19 protein-coding genes are annotated in these 16033 nt (G+C 64.9%); 15 read left to right on the forward strand and 4 right to left on the reverse strand.

What is annotated here, in order from left to right:
- Window positions 1-14: 14 nt before the first annotated feature.
- The gene (locus RZV17_RS05755; RefSeq protein ID WP_039407975.1) at window positions 15-497 is read right to left on the reverse strand and encodes a peroxiredoxin; all 483 of its coding nucleotides are present in this window, start codon (window positions 495-497) and stop codon (window positions 15-17) included.
- Window positions 498-660: 163 nt separating this feature from the next.
- On the opposite strand from RZV17_RS05755, the gene RZV17_RS05760 reads away from it, so the two are divergent.
- The 10 genes from RZV17_RS05760 (at window position 661) to RZV17_RS05805 (ending at window position 9967) form a co-directional block, all read left to right on the forward strand.
- A complete protein-coding gene (locus tag RZV17_RS05760; protein ID WP_039407972.1) occupies window positions 661-1137 on the forward strand; it encodes an Hsp20/alpha crystallin family protein in 477 nt (158 codons plus the stop codon).
- A gap of 397 nt (window positions 1138-1534) precedes the next feature.
- Entirely contained in the window at window positions 1535-2431 is an 897-nt protein-coding gene (locus RZV17_RS05765) for a DnaJ C-terminal domain-containing protein (RefSeq protein WP_039565242.1), read from the forward strand.
- Window positions 2432-3194: 763 nt separating this feature from the next.
- Window positions 3195-3581: a twitching motility response regulator PilH gene (pilH, locus tag RZV17_RS05770; protein ID WP_039407238.1), complete on the forward strand. Its 387-nt coding sequence runs from the start codon at window positions 3195-3197 to the stop codon at window positions 3579-3581.
- A 424-nt stretch (window positions 3582-4005) separates the two neighbouring features.
- The gene (hflK, locus tag RZV17_RS05775) at window positions 4006-5142 is read left to right on the forward strand and encodes an FtsH protease activity modulator HflK (protein WP_184385968.1); all 1137 of its coding nucleotides are present in this window, start codon (window positions 4006-4008) and stop codon (window positions 5140-5142) included.
- Complete coding sequence (locus RZV17_RS05780; protein WP_047695448.1) at window positions 5142-6005, forward strand: protease modulator HflC; 864 nt, start codon at window positions 5142-5144, stop codon at window positions 6003-6005. Before hflK ends, RZV17_RS05780 begins: the two co-directional genes overlap by 1 nt.
- Before the next feature lie 527 nt (window positions 6006-6532).
- Window positions 6533-6997, forward strand: a complete 465-nt coding sequence (locus RZV17_RS05785; RefSeq protein ID WP_349775857.1) for a transposase — start codon at window positions 6533-6535, stop codon at window positions 6995-6997.
- A 318-nt stretch (window positions 6998-7315) separates the two neighbouring features.
- On the forward strand, window positions 7316-7501 hold the full coding sequence (locus RZV17_RS05790) for a DUF2065 family protein (RefSeq protein WP_039407247.1): 186 nt from the start codon (window positions 7316-7318) through the stop codon (window positions 7499-7501).
- Between the two features lie 413 nt (window positions 7502-7914).
- The gene (locus RZV17_RS05795) at window positions 7915-9207 is read left to right on the forward strand and encodes an adenylosuccinate synthase (RefSeq protein WP_024938603.1); all 1293 of its coding nucleotides are present in this window, start codon (window positions 7915-7917) and stop codon (window positions 9205-9207) included.
- 177 nt (window positions 9208-9384) lie between these two features.
- Entirely contained in the window at window positions 9385-9669 is a 285-nt protein-coding gene (locus RZV17_RS05800) for a CopG family transcriptional regulator (RefSeq protein WP_047695821.1), read from the forward strand.
- Between the two features lies 1 nt (window position 9670).
- Entirely contained in the window at window positions 9671-9967 is a 297-nt protein-coding gene (locus RZV17_RS05805) for a type II toxin-antitoxin system RelE/ParE family toxin (RefSeq protein ID WP_355607844.1), read from the forward strand.
- Between the two features lie 177 nt (window positions 9968-10144).
- Here RZV17_RS05805 and RZV17_RS05810 read toward each other — a convergent pair whose 3' ends face one another.
- The 3 genes from RZV17_RS05810 to bdcA all read right to left on the reverse strand — a co-directional run bounded on the left by RZV17_RS05810 (window position 10145) and on the right by bdcA (window position 13331).
- Window positions 10145-11470 carry an XVIPCD domain-containing protein gene (locus RZV17_RS05810; protein WP_355607847.1) on the reverse strand — a complete coding sequence of 442 codons (1326 nt, stop codon included), beginning with the start codon at window positions 11468-11470 and terminating at the stop codon, window positions 10145-10147.
- Window positions 11471-11495: 25 nt separating this feature from the next.
- Window positions 11496-12359 carry a hypothetical protein gene (locus tag RZV17_RS05815; RefSeq protein WP_355607850.1) on the reverse strand — a complete coding sequence of 288 codons (864 nt, stop codon included), beginning with the start codon at window positions 12357-12359 and terminating at the stop codon, window positions 11496-11498.
- Between the two features lie 258 nt (window positions 12360-12617).
- Window positions 12618-13331 carry an SDR family oxidoreductase gene (gene bdcA, locus RZV17_RS05820; protein ID WP_355607853.1) on the reverse strand — a complete coding sequence of 238 codons (714 nt, stop codon included), beginning with the start codon at window positions 13329-13331 and terminating at the stop codon, window positions 12618-12620.
- A gap of 71 nt (window positions 13332-13402) precedes the next feature.
- Here bdcA and RZV17_RS05825 point away from each other — a divergent pair, with 71 nt between their 5' ends.
- The 5 genes from RZV17_RS05825 to RZV17_RS05845 all read left to right on the forward strand — a co-directional run bounded on the left by RZV17_RS05825 (window position 13403) and on the right by RZV17_RS05845 (window position 16010).
- Window positions 13403-13999 carry a TetR/AcrR family transcriptional regulator gene (locus tag RZV17_RS05825; protein ID WP_355607855.1) on the forward strand — a complete coding sequence of 199 codons (597 nt, stop codon included), beginning with the start codon at window positions 13403-13405 and terminating at the stop codon, window positions 13997-13999.
- A 130-nt stretch (window positions 14000-14129) separates the two neighbouring features.
- Window positions 14130-14660, forward strand: a complete 531-nt coding sequence (locus RZV17_RS05830) for a MarR family transcriptional regulator (RefSeq protein WP_355607858.1) — start codon at window positions 14130-14132, stop codon at window positions 14658-14660.
- The gene (locus tag RZV17_RS05835; protein ID WP_355607860.1) at window positions 14650-15336 is read left to right on the forward strand and encodes a hypothetical protein; all 687 of its coding nucleotides are present in this window, start codon (window positions 14650-14652) and stop codon (window positions 15334-15336) included. Before RZV17_RS05830 ends, RZV17_RS05835 begins: the two co-directional genes overlap by 11 nt.
- A gap of 95 nt (window positions 15337-15431) precedes the next feature.
- A complete protein-coding gene (locus RZV17_RS05840) occupies window positions 15432-15695 on the forward strand; it encodes a YlcI/YnfO family protein (protein ID WP_126214130.1) in 264 nt (87 codons plus the stop codon).
- Window positions 15696-15701: 6 nt separating this feature from the next.
- Complete coding sequence (locus RZV17_RS05845; RefSeq protein ID WP_355607864.1) at window positions 15702-16010, forward strand: type II toxin-antitoxin system RelE/ParE family toxin; 309 nt, start codon at window positions 15702-15704, stop codon at window positions 16008-16010.
- Window positions 16011-16033 lie beyond the last annotated feature (23 nt).

Genomic DNA, 16033 nt, shown 5'->3' on the forward strand with positions numbered 1-16033 from the left:
GGGGGACTTACGCTTCAATCGGGCAGGTGCTGCAGCACGTAATCGGCTGCAGACACCTTGAATTCGCCAGGCTCTTCGACGAACAAGGCCTTGACCACGCCGTCGTCGGCATACAGCGCGTAGCGACGCGAGCGCAGGCCCATGCCCGAGCCGCTCGCGTCGATTTCCAGGCCCAGGGCGCGGGCAAGTTCGGCATTGCCGTCGGGCAGCAGATGCAGGCCGTCGGGTAGCAACTGGCTGCGGCCCCAGGCCTGCATCACGAACGGGTCGTTGACGGCGGTGCACAGGACCTCGATACCGCGTTTGCGGAACGCTTCGAAGTGCTCCACGTAGCCCGGCAGGTGCTTGGCCGAACAGGTCGGCGTGAATGCGCCCGGCACCGCGAACAGCAGCACCTTGCGGCCGGCAAACAAGGTATGGGTGTCGACCGCCTCGATGCCTTCGCGCATGCGCTTGAGCACCACTTCGGGAATGCTGTCACCAACGGCGATGGTCATGGGGCTGTGCTCCTGTGGCTGAACGAATTCTAGAAAAGGGCAGGGGAAAGGCGCGTCAACGCGCTTGAAATCCGCAGCGCGACGCCTATCTGACGCACATGGCCGGCGCGGTGTGCGCATGCCGCCGCCGCCGGCCCCTTACCCAACCTTTTGGAGGCTCGCAATGAACATCGTTCGTTATCCCCAGTGGCCCACCCACGCCCTGCAAAACGAGATCAAGCATGTGTTCGACCGCTTCTTTGAACAGAACGGCGACACCGACGAATCGGCGGTGGTGACCGCGCAGTGGGTGCCGCGTGTGGACATCAAGGAAGAGGCCAATCACTTCGTGCTGTATGCCGACCTGCCGGGGATCGACCCGAGCCAGATCGAGGTGCAGATGGACAAGGGCATCCTGTCGATCAAGGGCGAGCGCAAGGGCGAGTCCAGCACCGAGACCGAGCGTTTCTCGCGTATCGAGCGCCGCTATGGCAGCTTCCACCGCCGCTTCGCGCTGCCCGATAGCGCCGATGCCGACGGCATCACCGCAGCCGGGCATAACGGTGTGCTGGAAATCCGCATTCCCAAGCGTCCGGCGGCCACCCCGCGTCGCATTCAGGTGGGCAACGGGCAGGACACCAGTGGCGGCACCGTGCAGTAAGCGCGCGCAGCGGTTGCGCTGAGGGAGTTGCCGGGTGAGTCGCCGGTTTGGTCTGAGCGCCGGTGCGCCCAGCCTTCGGCCCTCCGGCGACCACCGGCCGTGCAGGTGGCGCACCGCTGCGAGGCAACGGACCCTGGAGCGATGTCACCTGACTTCGCTCCCCGGCGACGACCGCGCCGTAGAATAGGCGCGGTCGCCCGCCCGGCTGCGAAGAGATCGGCCAGCAACCCCGTTGCGTGACCGTCATGCGGGTGCGGCTGGTGTTGCAGTGGCGGGTACGGCATGTACCCGCCACGTTTCGCCAGCTGCGCCGTCCATGGCTGTCCTGTGGGAATGCCCGCCCTCGAACTGGCTCGTGGCCTCGGCTGCGGGCCGTTTTTTTTCCAGAGGTGATTTGATGGAATTCAAGGATTACTACGCAACGCTGGGCGTGGAGCCCAGCGCGGGCGATGCGGAAATCAAGACCGCCTATCGCCGGTTGGCGCGCAAGTACCACCCCGACGTCAGCAAGGAAGCCGGCGCCGAAGACAAGTTCAAGGCGATCAACGAAGCCTACGAGGCATTGCGCGACCCGGCCAAGCGCAAGGCCTACGATCAGTTGAAGGCGCAGGGGTATCGCCCGGGCGACGAGTTCCAGGCCCCGCCCAGCTATGGTGGCGGGCAGGGCTTCGACTATGAAGAGGTGTTCGGCAACGGCGGCGCCGGCGGCGGTTTCAGCGATTTCTTCGAGAGCCTGTTCGCCGGCCAACGCGGTGGCCGTCCGCGCGGCCCGGGTGCCGGTGCGGGCGCAGGTGCCGGCCCACAGACGCGCGGCGACACCCGCGCCAAACTCGCGGTACCGCTGGAAGCGGTGCACTCGGGTGACAGCGTGCGCATCACCATCAACGGCAAGCAGCTGGACGTGCGCGTGCCCAAGGGCGTGCAGCCGGGTCAGGTGATCCGCCTGAGCGGGCAGGGCAACGGCGGCGGCAACCTGCTGCTGGAGATCGAGTACGCCGCGCACCCGCAGTTCGAGGTGGACGGGCGCAACATTCTGTACACCCTGCAGGTCATGCCCTGGCAGGCAGCGCTGGGCACCACCATCAGCGTGCCGACCCTGGGCGGCTCGGTGGAACTGAAGGTGCCCGCCGACTCCGACGCCGGCCGCAAGCTGCGCCTGCGCGGCCGTGGCCTGCCGGGCACGACCCCCGGTGACCAGATCGTGGAGCTGGAGATCCTGGCCCCGGCTCCCACCGACGACGCGCAGAAGAAGGCGTACCGGAATCTCGCCAAGGCATTTGGCGAGACGGTGTGAGCCGGTCCGCACGAGTGCGCGTGTGACCTGGCCCCTCTCCCGGTGGGTGCAGAAAATAAGCCCCTCTCCCCGCGGGAGAGGGGTTGGGGTGAGGGTACGGTAGGTCAGCAATGCGGCAGTCGCCTCGACCTGCGCCATCGAGCCGCAGCCGTACCCTCATCCGGCGCTGCGCGCCACCTTCTCCCGGTGGGAGAAGGGAGAAGCCCCTCTCCTGCGGGAGAGGGTTGGGGTGAGGGCACGGTAGGTCAGCAATGTGGCAGTCGACCTCGACCTGCGCCATCGAGCCGCAGCCGCACCCTCATCCGGCGCTGCGCGCCACCTTCTCCCGACGGGAGAAGGGAGAAGCCCCTCTCCCGACGGGAGAGGGGTTGGGGTGAGGGTACGGTAGGTCAGCAATGCGGCAGTCGCCTCGGCCTGCGCCTTCGAATCGCGGCCGTAGCCTCATCCGATACTGCGTCCCACTTGCTCCCCACGCAGCAAGCAATGTCCGGTGCGAGAAGGGGGTCAGCGTCGCTGTCCGTCGATTCCTGCCTTGAATCCAACCGTGCCTTGGCCGACGTAGTACTCCAGCAGCCGCCTACAAAGAACGACTGCGCGTCAGTCCACTGCATGTCGCAACCTTCGCCAACTACCAACTACCAACTACCAACCACCAACCACCAACCACCAACCACCAACCACCAACCACCAACCACCCACCTGGCCCAGCTATCGAAAGCGCAGCCGGCGCACTACACTCGCCGCGCACACTTAGGGGAAACACATGGCACGCATTTTGATCGTCGACGACTCGCCGTCGCAGCTGCTGGGGATTCAGCGCATCGTCGAGAAGCTCGGGCACGAGACCATCACCGCCACCGATGGCGCCGCTGGCGTGGAAGCGGCCAAGGAGTCGCTGCCGGATCTGGTGCTGATGGACGTGGTCATGCCCAACCTCAACGGCTTCCAGGCCACGCGCACGCTCAAGCGCGAGCCCACCACCCAGCACATCCCGGTGATCCTGGTGACCACCAAGGACCAGGACACCGACCGCATGTGGGGCATGCGCCAGGGCGCCCGCGCCTACATCACCAAGCCGTTTTCCGAAGACGAACTGCTGGAGGTGATGGAGCGCGTGTTCAACCAGAAGGACGAATCGCCGACGGCGTGATCGCGGGGTGCCGCGCCGCGTGTGCAGCACCTGCGGCCGTTGCCGCACTACCGTGGCGTCCGGCGCCGCAGTTGCCGGCAGCGTCGGTCGCGGCTCCACATCAGCCAGCCAGGCAAGGCTGCCGCCGGGCAAGGCAGGCAGGTCAGCGCTGCGCGTCCGTCCTCGCGCATGCCCGGTGAGACCGGCAGGTACTTGTGCTGGCCATCCATCAACAGGGCACCGGCGCGCCAGCGAGGTCCCTCGTCCCCCGCACATGCCATGCTGCACAGCAATGCGCCCCAATCCGCCCAGCGGCTAAATCGCCGATGCACCGGACCGGGCCTTTCAAAACGGCCGGTCTGCCCCATCTAGTAGAATCGGCGAATCAAACAACACGGCGGCACTGCGGGACTGGCCCGCACAGCCCCTCGATCATGGAGCGTGCATGGCCTGGAACACACCCGGCAACAAGGGCGGAGACGGCCCGGATCCCAACCGTCGCAGGTCCTGGGGCCCGCGCGGTGGTGGCAACGGCGGCGGCTGGGGCAATCTGCCCGCCCCGCTGAAAGAGCTGTTCGACGGTGGTGTGGGGCGCTGGATCCTGGTCGCGGTGGTGCTGATGGTGCTGTTCTCCAGCTTCCAGCTCATCGGCGAGCAGCAGCGTGGCGTGGTGCTGCGCTTCGGCCAGTTCTCGCGCATCCTGCAGCCCGGCCCCAACTTCAAGCTGCCCTGGCCGATCGAGTCGGTGCGCAAGGTCAATGCCACCGAGATCAAGACCTTCAGCAACCAGGTGCCGGTGCTGACCCGCGACGAGAACATCGTCAACGTCTCGCTCAACGTGCAGTACCAGATCAGCGACCCGCGCAAATACCTGTTCGGCTCGCGCAATGCCGACCTGGTGCTGGAGCAGGCCGCGCAAAGCGCCGTGCGTGAGCAGGTGGGTCGTTCCGATCTGAATACCGTGCTCAACAATCGCGGCCCGCTGGCGATCGCCTCCAAGGACCGCTTGCAGGCGGCGCTGGATGCCTACAACACTGGCCTGGCCGTCACCGGCGTGACCCTGCCGGACGCGCGCCCGCCGGAAGAAGTGAAGCCGGCCTTCGACGAGGTCAACGGTGCCCAGCAGGTGCGCGAGCGCCTGATCAACGAAGCCCAGGCGTATGCCGCCAAGGTGGTACCGGAAGCACGTGGCCAGGGTGCACGCACCCGCACCGGCGCCGAAGGCTACAAGCAGGCGGTGATCTCCAAGGCCGAGGGCGACGCCGACCGCTTCACCCTGCTGCAGGAGCAGTACGCCGGCGCGCCCGAAGTCACGCGCAAGCGCCTGTGGCTGGAAACCGTGCAGAAGGTGCTGTCGGAGAACCGCAAGGTGATCGGCAGCGATGGCCGCCAGGTCATTTACGTGCCGCTGCCGGCCGATGCCAACAAGGCGTCCGCGAGCAGCGGCAATACCGGCAACAGCGGTATGCCGTCGATGGTGCCGCAGGACGTGCTGTTGAATCCGCCGCAGAATTCCAGCAGCGAGGCCATCCGCAACCCGGAGCGCGGCCCGCGCCCGACCGGCCGTGAGGGAACCGAATAATGAAGAATTCGCTAGTCATCGGCCTCATCGTCGCCGTGTTGCTGACCCTGATGGGCTCGGTGTTCGTGGTGCGCGAAGACCAGACCGCCATGGTGCTCAACCTGGGCCGTGTGGTGCGCGCCGACCTCAAGCCCGGTCTGCACTTCAAGATTCCGGTGGTGGAATCGGTACGCGTGTTCGATCGCCGCTTCCAGGTGCTGGATACCGCCCCGGCGCGCTATTTCACCGCCGAGCAGAAAGACGTCAGTGTGGACTTCTTCGCCATCGGCTACATCTCCGATGTGCGGGCGTTCTATCGCGCTACCGGTGGTGAGGAGTCGGTGGCCAACTCGCGCCTGGCCCCGATCATCACCGACTCGCTACGTAACCAGATCAACTCGCGCACTCTGCAGCAGCTGGTCTCCGGCGACCGTAGCGAATTGATCGCCAGCCAGCTCAAGGGCATCAATGGCGCCATCAAGGGCCTGGGGATGCAGATCACCGACCTGCGCATCAAGCAGATCGACCTGCCGACCGACAGCCAGGTGATCACCGACGTCTACGAGCGCATGCGCGCCCAGCGCAAGCAGGAAGCCAGCAAGTTGCGCGCAGAAGGCGAAGAGCAGGCCCTGACCATCCGTGCTCAGGCCGACCGCGAAAGCACGATCATCAAGGCCGATGCCGAGCGCGATGCCCAGAAACTGCGCGGCGAAGGCGATGCCGACGCGGCCCGCATCTATGGCCAGGCCGGCGCAAAGGACCCCTCGTTCTACGCCTTCTACCGCAGCCTGGAGGCGTACCGCGAGTCCATGACCGACGGTAACGGCGTGGTCGTACTCGACAAGAACGACCCGTTCCTGCAGTACCTCAAGAGCGATCGTTGATCGCTCTGCCTTGAAACAAAAGCGCCCGCGTAATGCGGGTGTTTTTGTATGTGCCTGTTACTGCCGGGCAGACAGACGCGCCCCCACCGTAGGAGCGCACCCGGGCGCGCCGGCCTTACCGGCAATGCCCGTCGCGCCCAGGTGCGCTCCTACGCAGGGCACAGGTGGCCGATAGATCGGGCGCATGGCACTTCGTGCGCTGCGATGCTGATGGGCATGTCCGGAATCCGCAGCTGCCTGGGACGCGTCTCCCGTCGTTTTGGCCAGACTCGGTCCTACGCTTTGCGCGTATGGATTGGGTGCATGGCCTTTCGTGGACTGCAATGTGCGTCTGGAATCCGCAGGTGCCTGACGCCACTCCCGTTTTATTAGCCAGACGCGGCGAGGTAGGAGCGCACCCGGGCGCGACGGGCCTTACCGGCGGACCCGCTGATCTCCCCTGGCAGTCAATCGCCACAGAGATCCCCTAGCGCAGAACGCGGCAACCGCCGATATCCCGCGTCGCCCAAGGCCGTCAGCATCACGCCATGGCCGATATCGATTCTCCTGGGCATCGCGCGTTGCGCCGCGGCAGGCAGTCTTTGCCCAACAGCGCATACCTGCTGACCACCGCGACATGGCAGCGTCGCGCCGTGTTCGCAGATTTTCTGCTTGCAGCAACCGCCTGCCGGGCATTCACTGCCGCCACGCCTTGCGATGCCACGCTGCTGGCCTGGGTGTTAATGCCGGATCATGTGCATTGGCTGTTGCAACTGGGGAGCGTCACCTCGTTGGCCGACGCCGCTTCACGCATGAAGGCGTGCGCAGCGCGTGCGGTGAACGAGCAGCGCCAGCATCACGCACCGGTCTGGAGTCACAGCTATCACGACCACGCGTTGCGCAAGGACGACGACCTGCACGCAGCCGCGCGTTACCTCATCGCCAATCCCCTCCGTGCCGGGCTGGTCAGCCGCGCGGGCGATTACCCATTCTGGGACGCAATCTGGCTTTGAGAGGTGACCAAACCCCGGCATCCTCGTAGGAGCGCACCCGGGCGCGACCGCTTTACCGGGAATGCCCGTCGCGCCCAGGTGCGCTCCTACGAGGTGTGGTGTGTCCGGGTGTCGATCCGGTGTCTTCGTGGATCGAATGATCGTGCGTCGGGCGATCTGCAGATCTCGCGAGGCACGCCACCCTGCCATGTAGGAGCGCACCCGGGCGCGACCGCTTTACCGGCAATGCCCGTCGCGCCCAGGTGCGCTCCTACGGTGTGGCGTGTCGGGCTGCCGAACCGGGCACACTGCAGCTCCCACGTTGTCCTGGTGTTGCTGATGCACGAGTTCCTGTCCGCGTTATGCCTGATCGCCGTCATCGAAGGCCTGCTGCTGTTCGCCGCGCCCGCCGCCTGGAAGCGGATGGTCGAGCAGCTGTTCAGCCTGCCCACGGCCCAACTGCGTGCCATCGGCGGTGTGACATTGGTGCTGGGCGCGATCGCGCTGTGGATCGTGCGCCACTGAGTGGGTGGTCCATTCCGACCGAATGGGCAGCGTAGGAGCGCACCTGGGCGCGACAGGCGTTACCGGTGAAGCAGTCGCGCCCGGGTGCGCTCCTACGACCCGCGATGGGGTTTGGAATTGCTAGGGGGCCGGCAGCGCCCGGAGCACCGCGCGACCGATGGCCAGCGGCAATCCGGCTAGCCCTCGATCCGCCGTTTGCCGGGGGTAGTGCACGCCACCGGAAACCCGGATAATGCACAAAAGCCGGCCGGGCACGCTCCACGCAGAGCACCCCGTTCGGCTTTTTCCGTGTCAGGGCTGGTCGCCGCTGCAACGCTCCCCGATGGAGCCGCGCGCACGGTGGCGCCGCCAGCCCGAACCGGTCCCATCCCGCGGCCCCGATGGCTGCAGCAAAACTCAGGAGTTCACCCGTCATGGGTCAATCAGTTGTCGTGCTCGGTGCCCAGTGGGGCGATGAAGGCAAAGGCAAGATCGTCGATCTGCTCACCGAAGAGATCGGTGCAGTCGTCCGCTTCCAGGGCGGCCACAACGCTGGCCATACCCTGGTCATCAACGGCAAGAAGACCGTCTTGCATCTGATTCCGTCCGGCATCCTGCGCGACGACGCGCTGTGCCTGATCGGCAATGGCGTGGTGATCTCCCCGGCCGCGTTGATCAAGGAGATCAGCGAGCTGGAAGGCGCCGGTGTGGAAGTGCGTTCGCGCCTGAAAATCTCCCCGGCCGCGCCGCTGATCATGCCGTACCACATCGCCCTGGACCAGGCGCGCGAGAAGGCCGCCGGCGGCAAGGCCATCGGCACCACCGGCCGCGGCATCGGCCCGGCGTATGAAGACAAGGTAGCCCGCCGCGGTATCCGCATCGCCGACCTGCACTACCCGCCGCAGCTGGAAGAGCTGCTGCGCACCGCGCTGGACTACCACAACTTCGTGCTGACCAAGTACCTGGGTGTGGAAGCGGTGGACTTCCAGAAGACCTTCGACGAGGCGCTGGCCTTCGGCGACTACGTGCAGCCGATGAAGTCCGACGTGGCCGGCATCCTGCACGACCTGCGCAAGCAGGGTAAGCGCGTGCTGTTCGAAGGCGCGCAGGGCGCGTTGCTGGACATCGACCACGGCACCTACCCGTATGTCACCAGCTCCAACACCACCGTGGGCGGCGCATTGGCCGGCACCGGCGTGGGCGCCGACGCCATCGACTACGTGCTCGGTATCGCCAAGGCCTACGCCACGCGCGTGGGCGGCGGCCCGTTCCCGACCGAGCTGGACGACGAAGTGGGCCAGGGCATCCGCGACCGCGGTGCCGAGTACGGCGCGTCCACCGGCCGCCCGCGTCGTTGCGGCTGGATGGACATCGTCGCGCTCAAGCGTGCGGTGGCCATCAACGGCATCTCGGGCCTGTGCATCACCAAGCTCGACGTGCTCGACGGCATGGAAAAGCTCAAGGTCTGCATTGCGTACGAATACCGCGGCAAGCGCACCGAATATGCCCCGCTGGACGCGCAGGGCTGGGAAGAGTGCACCCCCGTGTACCTGGAGTTCCCGGGCTGGACCGAAAACACCCACGGCATCACCGAGTGGGACAAGCTGCCGGTGGCCGCACGCGCCTACCTGCGTGCGCTGGAAGAACTGGCCGGCTGCCCGATCAGCATCGTCTCCACCGGCCCGGACCGCGACCACACCATGGTGCTGCAGGACCCGTTCGCCTGATCGGTTGATCTCGCGTCGTCATACCCAACGGCCCGGCTTGTCCGGGCCGTTGGCGTTTGAGGATGCAGGTGCGGTCGCTTCCGGGCGGGCCGGCAACCGCATGCGGTGTGACGACACGATGGTGTGACACACCTGTGCTACATTCGCGCGTACGAAATGCACACGCTTGAGGGTTTCATGAGCACCACCACCATCCGTCTTCCAGACGAACTCAAGATGCGTGTTGCTGCGGCAGCGAAGCAGGGCGGCACGACCGCACATAATTTCATTCTGGAAGCGATCGCCGAAAAGGCGGAGTCGGTCGAACGTCGTGCCGATTTCGATGCGGTTGCCGAACAGCGTTATGCCGGCATCGTGGCGTCCGGGAAGACCATCGCCTGGGACGACATGCGTGGCTATCTGGAAAAGCGCATGGCTGGAGAGCCGGCAAAGCGTCCCGCGGCCCGCAAATTAGCCCGGTAGCGTGGCGCGTATCGAACTGGCACCGGAGGTTGCACAGGATCTTGAGCGGATCTTCGACCACCTCCATCGCCATGAAGCCGCACATGTCGCAGCACGCCTGCACGAGATCATCGCGGCAATCGATGTGCTGGCAACCAATCCGCTGATCGGCCGGCCGGCTGGTGGCGACAAGCGCGAACTGGTGATCGGTCGCGGCACGCATGGCTACCTGGCGCTGTACTGCTATGTCGCGCAGATCGACACGGTGTTTGTGCTGGCCGTTCGCTCGCAACGTGAGGCGGGCTTTGCGGGGCCGTGATGTTCGCAGTTGCCTCATTGCCGTAGCCCGGCGTCCCTGTTATTCGATGCACTGCCACCCGACCCGCGCAAGCCGGTGCTGGAGATCGTCGCGCGCCACGCCGACGTTGCCAACCGGTATCGCCGGCACGCCATTGCCCAGAAGCCGCCGCAATGCCTTGCCACCCGCCCAGCGCCGTTATCCCATGCGCATCGACGCACTCTCACGCTGCCGGTTGTCCGTTTCCTGCTGCTGGCTCTGCGCCAACGCCTGCTGGCGGTCGGCACTGGCCACTTCCAGCTGCTGCAGCGACTGCTCCACCGGCGTCTGCACGGCCACATCGGTCGGCATGTGGGCGCGCAGGTGCGCCGGGTTGTTCAACTCGCCCTGCACCACGAACACGTTGCGGCCGGCCGGGCCGTCGGCGGTCTGGTGGCTTAGCACCACGTGGTCGGCCCGGTCCAGATTGTTCTGGCGGGCGAGGGTCATCACGCTGGCGATCAGGCGCTCGCTGCTTTCGTCCGGCGTGCGCCCGGCGTGCGCATCGATCGCGCTTACGCCCGCACGCACCTGCTGCAGCAGTGCGTAGTCCCGGTGATCAGGGCCGATATCGGCCAGCTTGGTGGGCGCCTGCATCCGATCGGGCAGGCCGTCCGTCGATGCAGTGAACGGGCTGCGGGTGATGGAGCGGTACGGATCGTCTTCGTGGAACTGCGTGGCTTTCTGCTGCCGCTCCAGGCGCACGGCGCGGGCATCATCGAGTTCGGCGATACGGCCGGGACTGGTTTCTTCGCGCATGGACAGATGCCCGCCGCCTGCGCTGACGTTCATCCACTTCTGTTCTTTTTCGAAGTACATCGCATAGAAGCTGTTGCTGCCGACCACATTGGGGTCGACGGCGGAGCGGCCCTCCAGCATCTGGATCGCTTCTGTAGTGCCGAGCTTGGCCAGGTACTCGCTGCCGGCCGCCAGTCCCATCTGCGCAAAGGTCTCGTAGCCGGTATTGCTGATGCGAGTGGCGCCGACGTACTCATTGTCGAGCATGTTGGTCCAGATCTGTTCCAGCTTCTGGGGGCCGCTTTTTTCCAGGGCCGCTTGCAGGAGCACGCGGGGTGTCCAGCAGTTGGGGTCCAGCTCATGGTCCAGGAAGGCTTGGTCGTGCGCCAGCATGACGTCAGCACCGGGCAAGTTCTGCGCAAGGTCCGGGCGGTGTTCGCTCATCCAGTACCGTCTGACTTCAAGATCCTTTTTGAGCAGGGTTTGCCCAAATGCTTCCCATTGCCTCTCGCTCAATTCAGCGTTGGCAAAACGCGAGCCGTTGTCGTGTTGGGTCCTGGCGTAATCCTGTGCGTAACTATTTGCGACCCGACCGGGCAAGCTGTCGTTGCGCACCACGCCTAGCGCCAGCGTTCCGTAGCCATCTGCACCATCTAGTTGCGAAAGGTAGTTCCAGTACAGCTCGCGGTTGCCCGCGTCCGCGTAGCTGGAAAGAATCTTCAGATCCTGCTCGCTCAATCCGCTCATGTCCTGCTCCTGGTAGTCGCGCTGATCACTTCACCTTGGTGCGTGCCAGCACGTTCCGTACCGCGTCTTCCATGTGTTTCCAGTCTTTCAAGAAGGCGCGCTTATAGTTCAGGGTGATGGAAAGCTTGTTCTCGATATCAGAGAAGTAGTGGACACAACTTGCAGCAACAGCACCTTTCTCGTGTATTACTTCAGATCCCTCCAGCCGTACGCCGTCTCCACGAAATTTGGTGCTATCGCACTTGATGAAGGTGACAAGCCCACCGTTTGAATCGCGGGCGACGTACCAGTCGTCTTCGTAGGCGGGGTTACGAATCGGCGGCTTTCCATAGCGGTCCTCGTACTCTTTTGAGTACGCCAGCATTTTCGCCTCGTCTATTGCGTAGGGCGTCAGGCCCAAGGTGTCTTGCTGGGCAAGGCGGAGATCGAGGCGCTGCCTCGGATCTCGGCGTTCCACCGAATTGGCTTCGGTAATTGCCTCATTGGAGGAGTGTCGCTCCAACGATGTCTCAATGGGGACCCGGTCGATGTAGTTAATCCGAACAGAAATCTCCTTCCGGAAATCATTCGTACGCGGGTTAGCCCGTGCACCGGGCGGGGTGGGGGTCATGTCCGGCCATTCAATGACCAGCGTCACGCCTTCGCCCGGCCATGGCGCGATCTGGCTATCCAGGTAGTTGGCGGGGATGCGGAAGGTGTTCGGCCCCAGCTTTACGTCAACCGGAGCGTCCGAATAAGTGTGCCCGTTGATGGTGCGGCCTGTGGTGACGGTGTCCGACATGGGGGAAGTCCTTTTGTGTTCGGGTGATGGCGTCCGTGCACAGGCACTGCCGGTCACAGCGACGGCGAGTGCAAGGGCCAGGCACCGGCCGGATGACATCATGTGCATTGGTCAGTCCATTGCAGGGTTCGTCACGAACTATAGGCAACTCAGGGTCAACACGACAGCAAGGTCCAGGCAGCCATTGCATGTGCAAGCGCCGCATGACATCCGAGTGCGATCACGCGCCGCCAGCAGGCTAAGGCGCGTGGATCACGATGCTGGCGGTGCAACGGCAGCTCGCCATGCGTGTTGACGGAGGGCGTTTGCGGCCATCCGTCGCGCCACCTGGCAAGCTGCAGTGCCATCAATCCAAACGTCGCCGCGTCATGCCCCGAATGCGCCGTCGATCGTATGCATCGCGCCAGTCACAAAGCCCGCTTCCGGGCCGGCAAGCCAGGCCACCATGCCGGCGACTTCCTCGGCGCGGCCATGGCGCTTGATCGCCATGAAGCTGTGCATCAGGTCTTTCATCGGCCCGTTTTCCGGGTTGGCGTCGGTATCGATCGGGCCCGGTTGCACCACGTTGATGGTGATGCCGCGCGGCCCGAAGTCGCGGGCCAGCCCGCGCGCCAGCCCCTGTAGCGCGGATTTGCTCAGCGCGTAGGACGCCATGCCGGGCAGCGGCATGCGGTCGCCGTTGACCGAGCCGATCACGATGATGCGGCCGCCGGGCGGCATCTGCCGCGCGGCCTCCACGGCCGCGTGGTAGGGCGCGTGCACGTTGATGCGGAACAGCCTGTCCACCGCATCCGGATCCTGTTCCAGCGCATCGCCGAACAAGGCGATGCCGGAGTTCACCACCAGCACATCAAGCGGCCCACTGCGCCGTACCGTGTCGATGACCGCATCGCGGTCTGCGCTATCGGCCAGCACCGCGCTGCTGCCGGTGTCGCTGGCCAGGCGCTGCGCCGCCTCGGCAGAGCCGGCATAGGTAAACGTCACTCGCGCCCCCTCGGCCACAAAGCGCCGCACGATCGCGGCCCCAATTCCCCGGCTGCCGCCGAGCACCAACACCGACTTGTCTTTGAACGCTGACATGCACCCATCTCGCAATTAATGTAGCGAGCAATACATAATAGATTTCGTCTGCCGTCAAGAATTTTGTAACAATGACTACAGAAAACTCCAGGGCCCGCGGCCGGCAGCGTGCATTCGACCCGGACCAAGCGGTCGCCACCGCGCAACAGCTGTTCCATGCGCGCGGCTACGACGCACTGAGCGTGGCCGACCTCACCAAGGCGCTGGGCATCAACCCGCCCAGTTTCTACGCCGCCTTCGGCAGCAAGGCCGGCCTGTATGCGCGCATCCTCGACCGCTACGCGCAGACCGGTGCCATCCCGCTGCCGCAGATTCTGGACGCCAACCGCCCGCTGGCCGACGCCCTGGCCGATGTACTGGAGCACGCCGCCCGCTGCTACGCCGCGGACCCCGCTGCTACCGGCTGCCTGGTGTTGGAAGGCACGCGCAGCAACGACCCGCAGGCGCGCGAGGCCGCCTGCGGCTTTCATGTCGCCGCACAGGAGTTGATCCGCGCCCACATCGTCAAGCAGTGCCCGCACGACGCAGACCGGCTGGCGGATTTCATCAGCACCACCATGGCCGGGCTGTCGGCCAGCGCGCGGCATGGGCAGAGCCTGGAGCGCCTGTTGGCGAGTGCGCGGTTGGCGGGGGAGGCGCTTCGGGTGGCGCTGCGGGGAATTGGGTGAGCGTGTCTGGCTTCCGCCGTTGAGCGATAGACCCTCGTTTAGTCAGGGCACTTAGCGACGACTGCTTGCAAAAACAGCTCGTTGGCTGGATATTCCATATTCCGGAATATGGAATAAGGCGAGCTTGGCCGTGGAACTGAAGCCCCAGGATCTGGTGGTGCTGTACAAGCAGGTCGCCCAGGCTGGCCAGGCCTGGACCTATGCATCCCTTGGAGAAGCGCTGGGCATGAGCGCCTCCCAGGTGCATCGCAGCGTCAAGCGCGCTGTGGCATCCGGCCTGGCGCTGGAAAAAAGCCGCGGCGAGTGGGAAACGGTGCGCACGGCGCTGCACGAGTTTGCGGTCCACGGCGTGCGTTACGCCTTTCCAGGCGTCATCGGGCCATTAAAGCGTGGCATTCCTACGGCCTTTGGCGTGCTCCCGCTGTCCACTGCGATTGCCAGCGCACCAGGGGATGCACCGGTGTGGCCAAGCGCGCAGGGCACGGCCAAAGGCCCAAGCTTGTTGCCGTTGTCGACCGGTGTGCCCAACGCTGCGCTTGCCGACCCTGCCTTGCACCAACTGCTGGCGCTGCAGGACGCCCTACGCAGCGGGCGTGCCCGCGAGCGCACGCTGGCAGCGAGCTATCTCAAACAATTGCTGAGGCTTGGCGATGCGCTCTGACGATCCTAATTTGCCGCACCTGCTTGTGATTGCGAATGCATTGGGCGAGCTTTGCGAACACGTAGTCTTCCTCGGCGGAGCAGTTGTTGGCCTGCTGGTATCCGATCCATTGGCGGAAAGCGTCCGCGCCACCTATGACGTCGATGCGGTGGTCAATCTTGATTGGTCCCGGTTCCGCGGTATCGAGGCGCGTGTGGAGTCGCAGGGCTTTGCGCGCGAGATGCAGAGCGGTGTCGTCTGCCGCTGGGTACACGAAGCGTCGGGCGTCATCTTCGACCTGATGCCGGTGGATGCCGGCGTGCTTGGCTTCTCCAACCGCTGGTATGCCCATGCTGTAGAGACGGCCCAAGTGGTGGCCTTGAGCGATCGCCTGTCCATCCGCGTGGTGACAGCGACAGCATTCGTGGCGACCAAGCTCGAAGCCTTCGTTACCCGAGGCAACAGCGACTTTCTTTCCAGTCACGACCTGGAGGACGTCCTCAATGTCGTCGATGGCCGGGCCGAGCTGGTGGAAGAGTTTGCCGTGGAGCATGCAGACCTTCGGCATTTGGTTGCCGACGTGTTCGTAGGGCTGGTGGATAACCCCGCTTTTGTGAACGCGCTGCCGGGATTGGTGGCCGAGCCGGCGCGCGCAAGCGTTGTGCTTCAGCGTCTAGGTGCCATTGCAGCAGCGTAGCTGCGACATCGTCGGCTTAGGTCTGCAAAGAAAACCTTGAAGCACCGTCACTCGCTTGCGATGATGCATCGCAATTGCAACGCACTGGGCCTGCCATGAAATCCGCATCTCTTCCATCGCTCCGGGTAGACCCGGCGCTGCGCGAAGCGGCCGAAGCCGTGTTGCAGGAGGGGGAGACGCTGTCCAGCTTCGTCGAGCACTCCGTGCGCGCTCAGGTGCAGCAGCGACAGCAGCAGGAAGCCTTCATTGCACGCGGGCTGGCCTCGCGTGACAGCGCCAAGGCATCCAACCAGTACATCGACGCGACCGACGTGCTGGCTGGGCTGCAGTCCCAACTGGACCAGGCGCGCAAGGGCTAAGGCAAGGTGGGATTTTCCGTCCGCTTCACTCAGCAAGCGCGCGACGATCTCGCGCGTCTTTACGACTGGCTGCTACAGCGTGCCGAAGGCGACTTCACCTTGGCCGAGCGCGCGCTGCAGGCAATCGGCGACGGCGTCACCGTACTTGAACTGGCCCCGTTGAGCTGCCGCAAGGCGGGGGTGGCAGATCCGTTCTTGCGCGAGCTAGTGATCGGCTTCGGCGCCAGCGGCTACGTGCTGCTGTTTGAGGTGGAAAGCGATCAAGTCGTCACCGTTTTGGCAGTCAGGCATCAGCGTGAAGACGACTATCATTAAGCACGGCGTTAGCGCCAACGCCG

Source organism: Xanthomonas cannabis, from assembly GCF_040616535.1.
Taxonomy (GTDB): Bacteria; Pseudomonadota; Gammaproteobacteria; order Xanthomonadales; family Xanthomonadaceae; genus Xanthomonas; species Xanthomonas cannabis.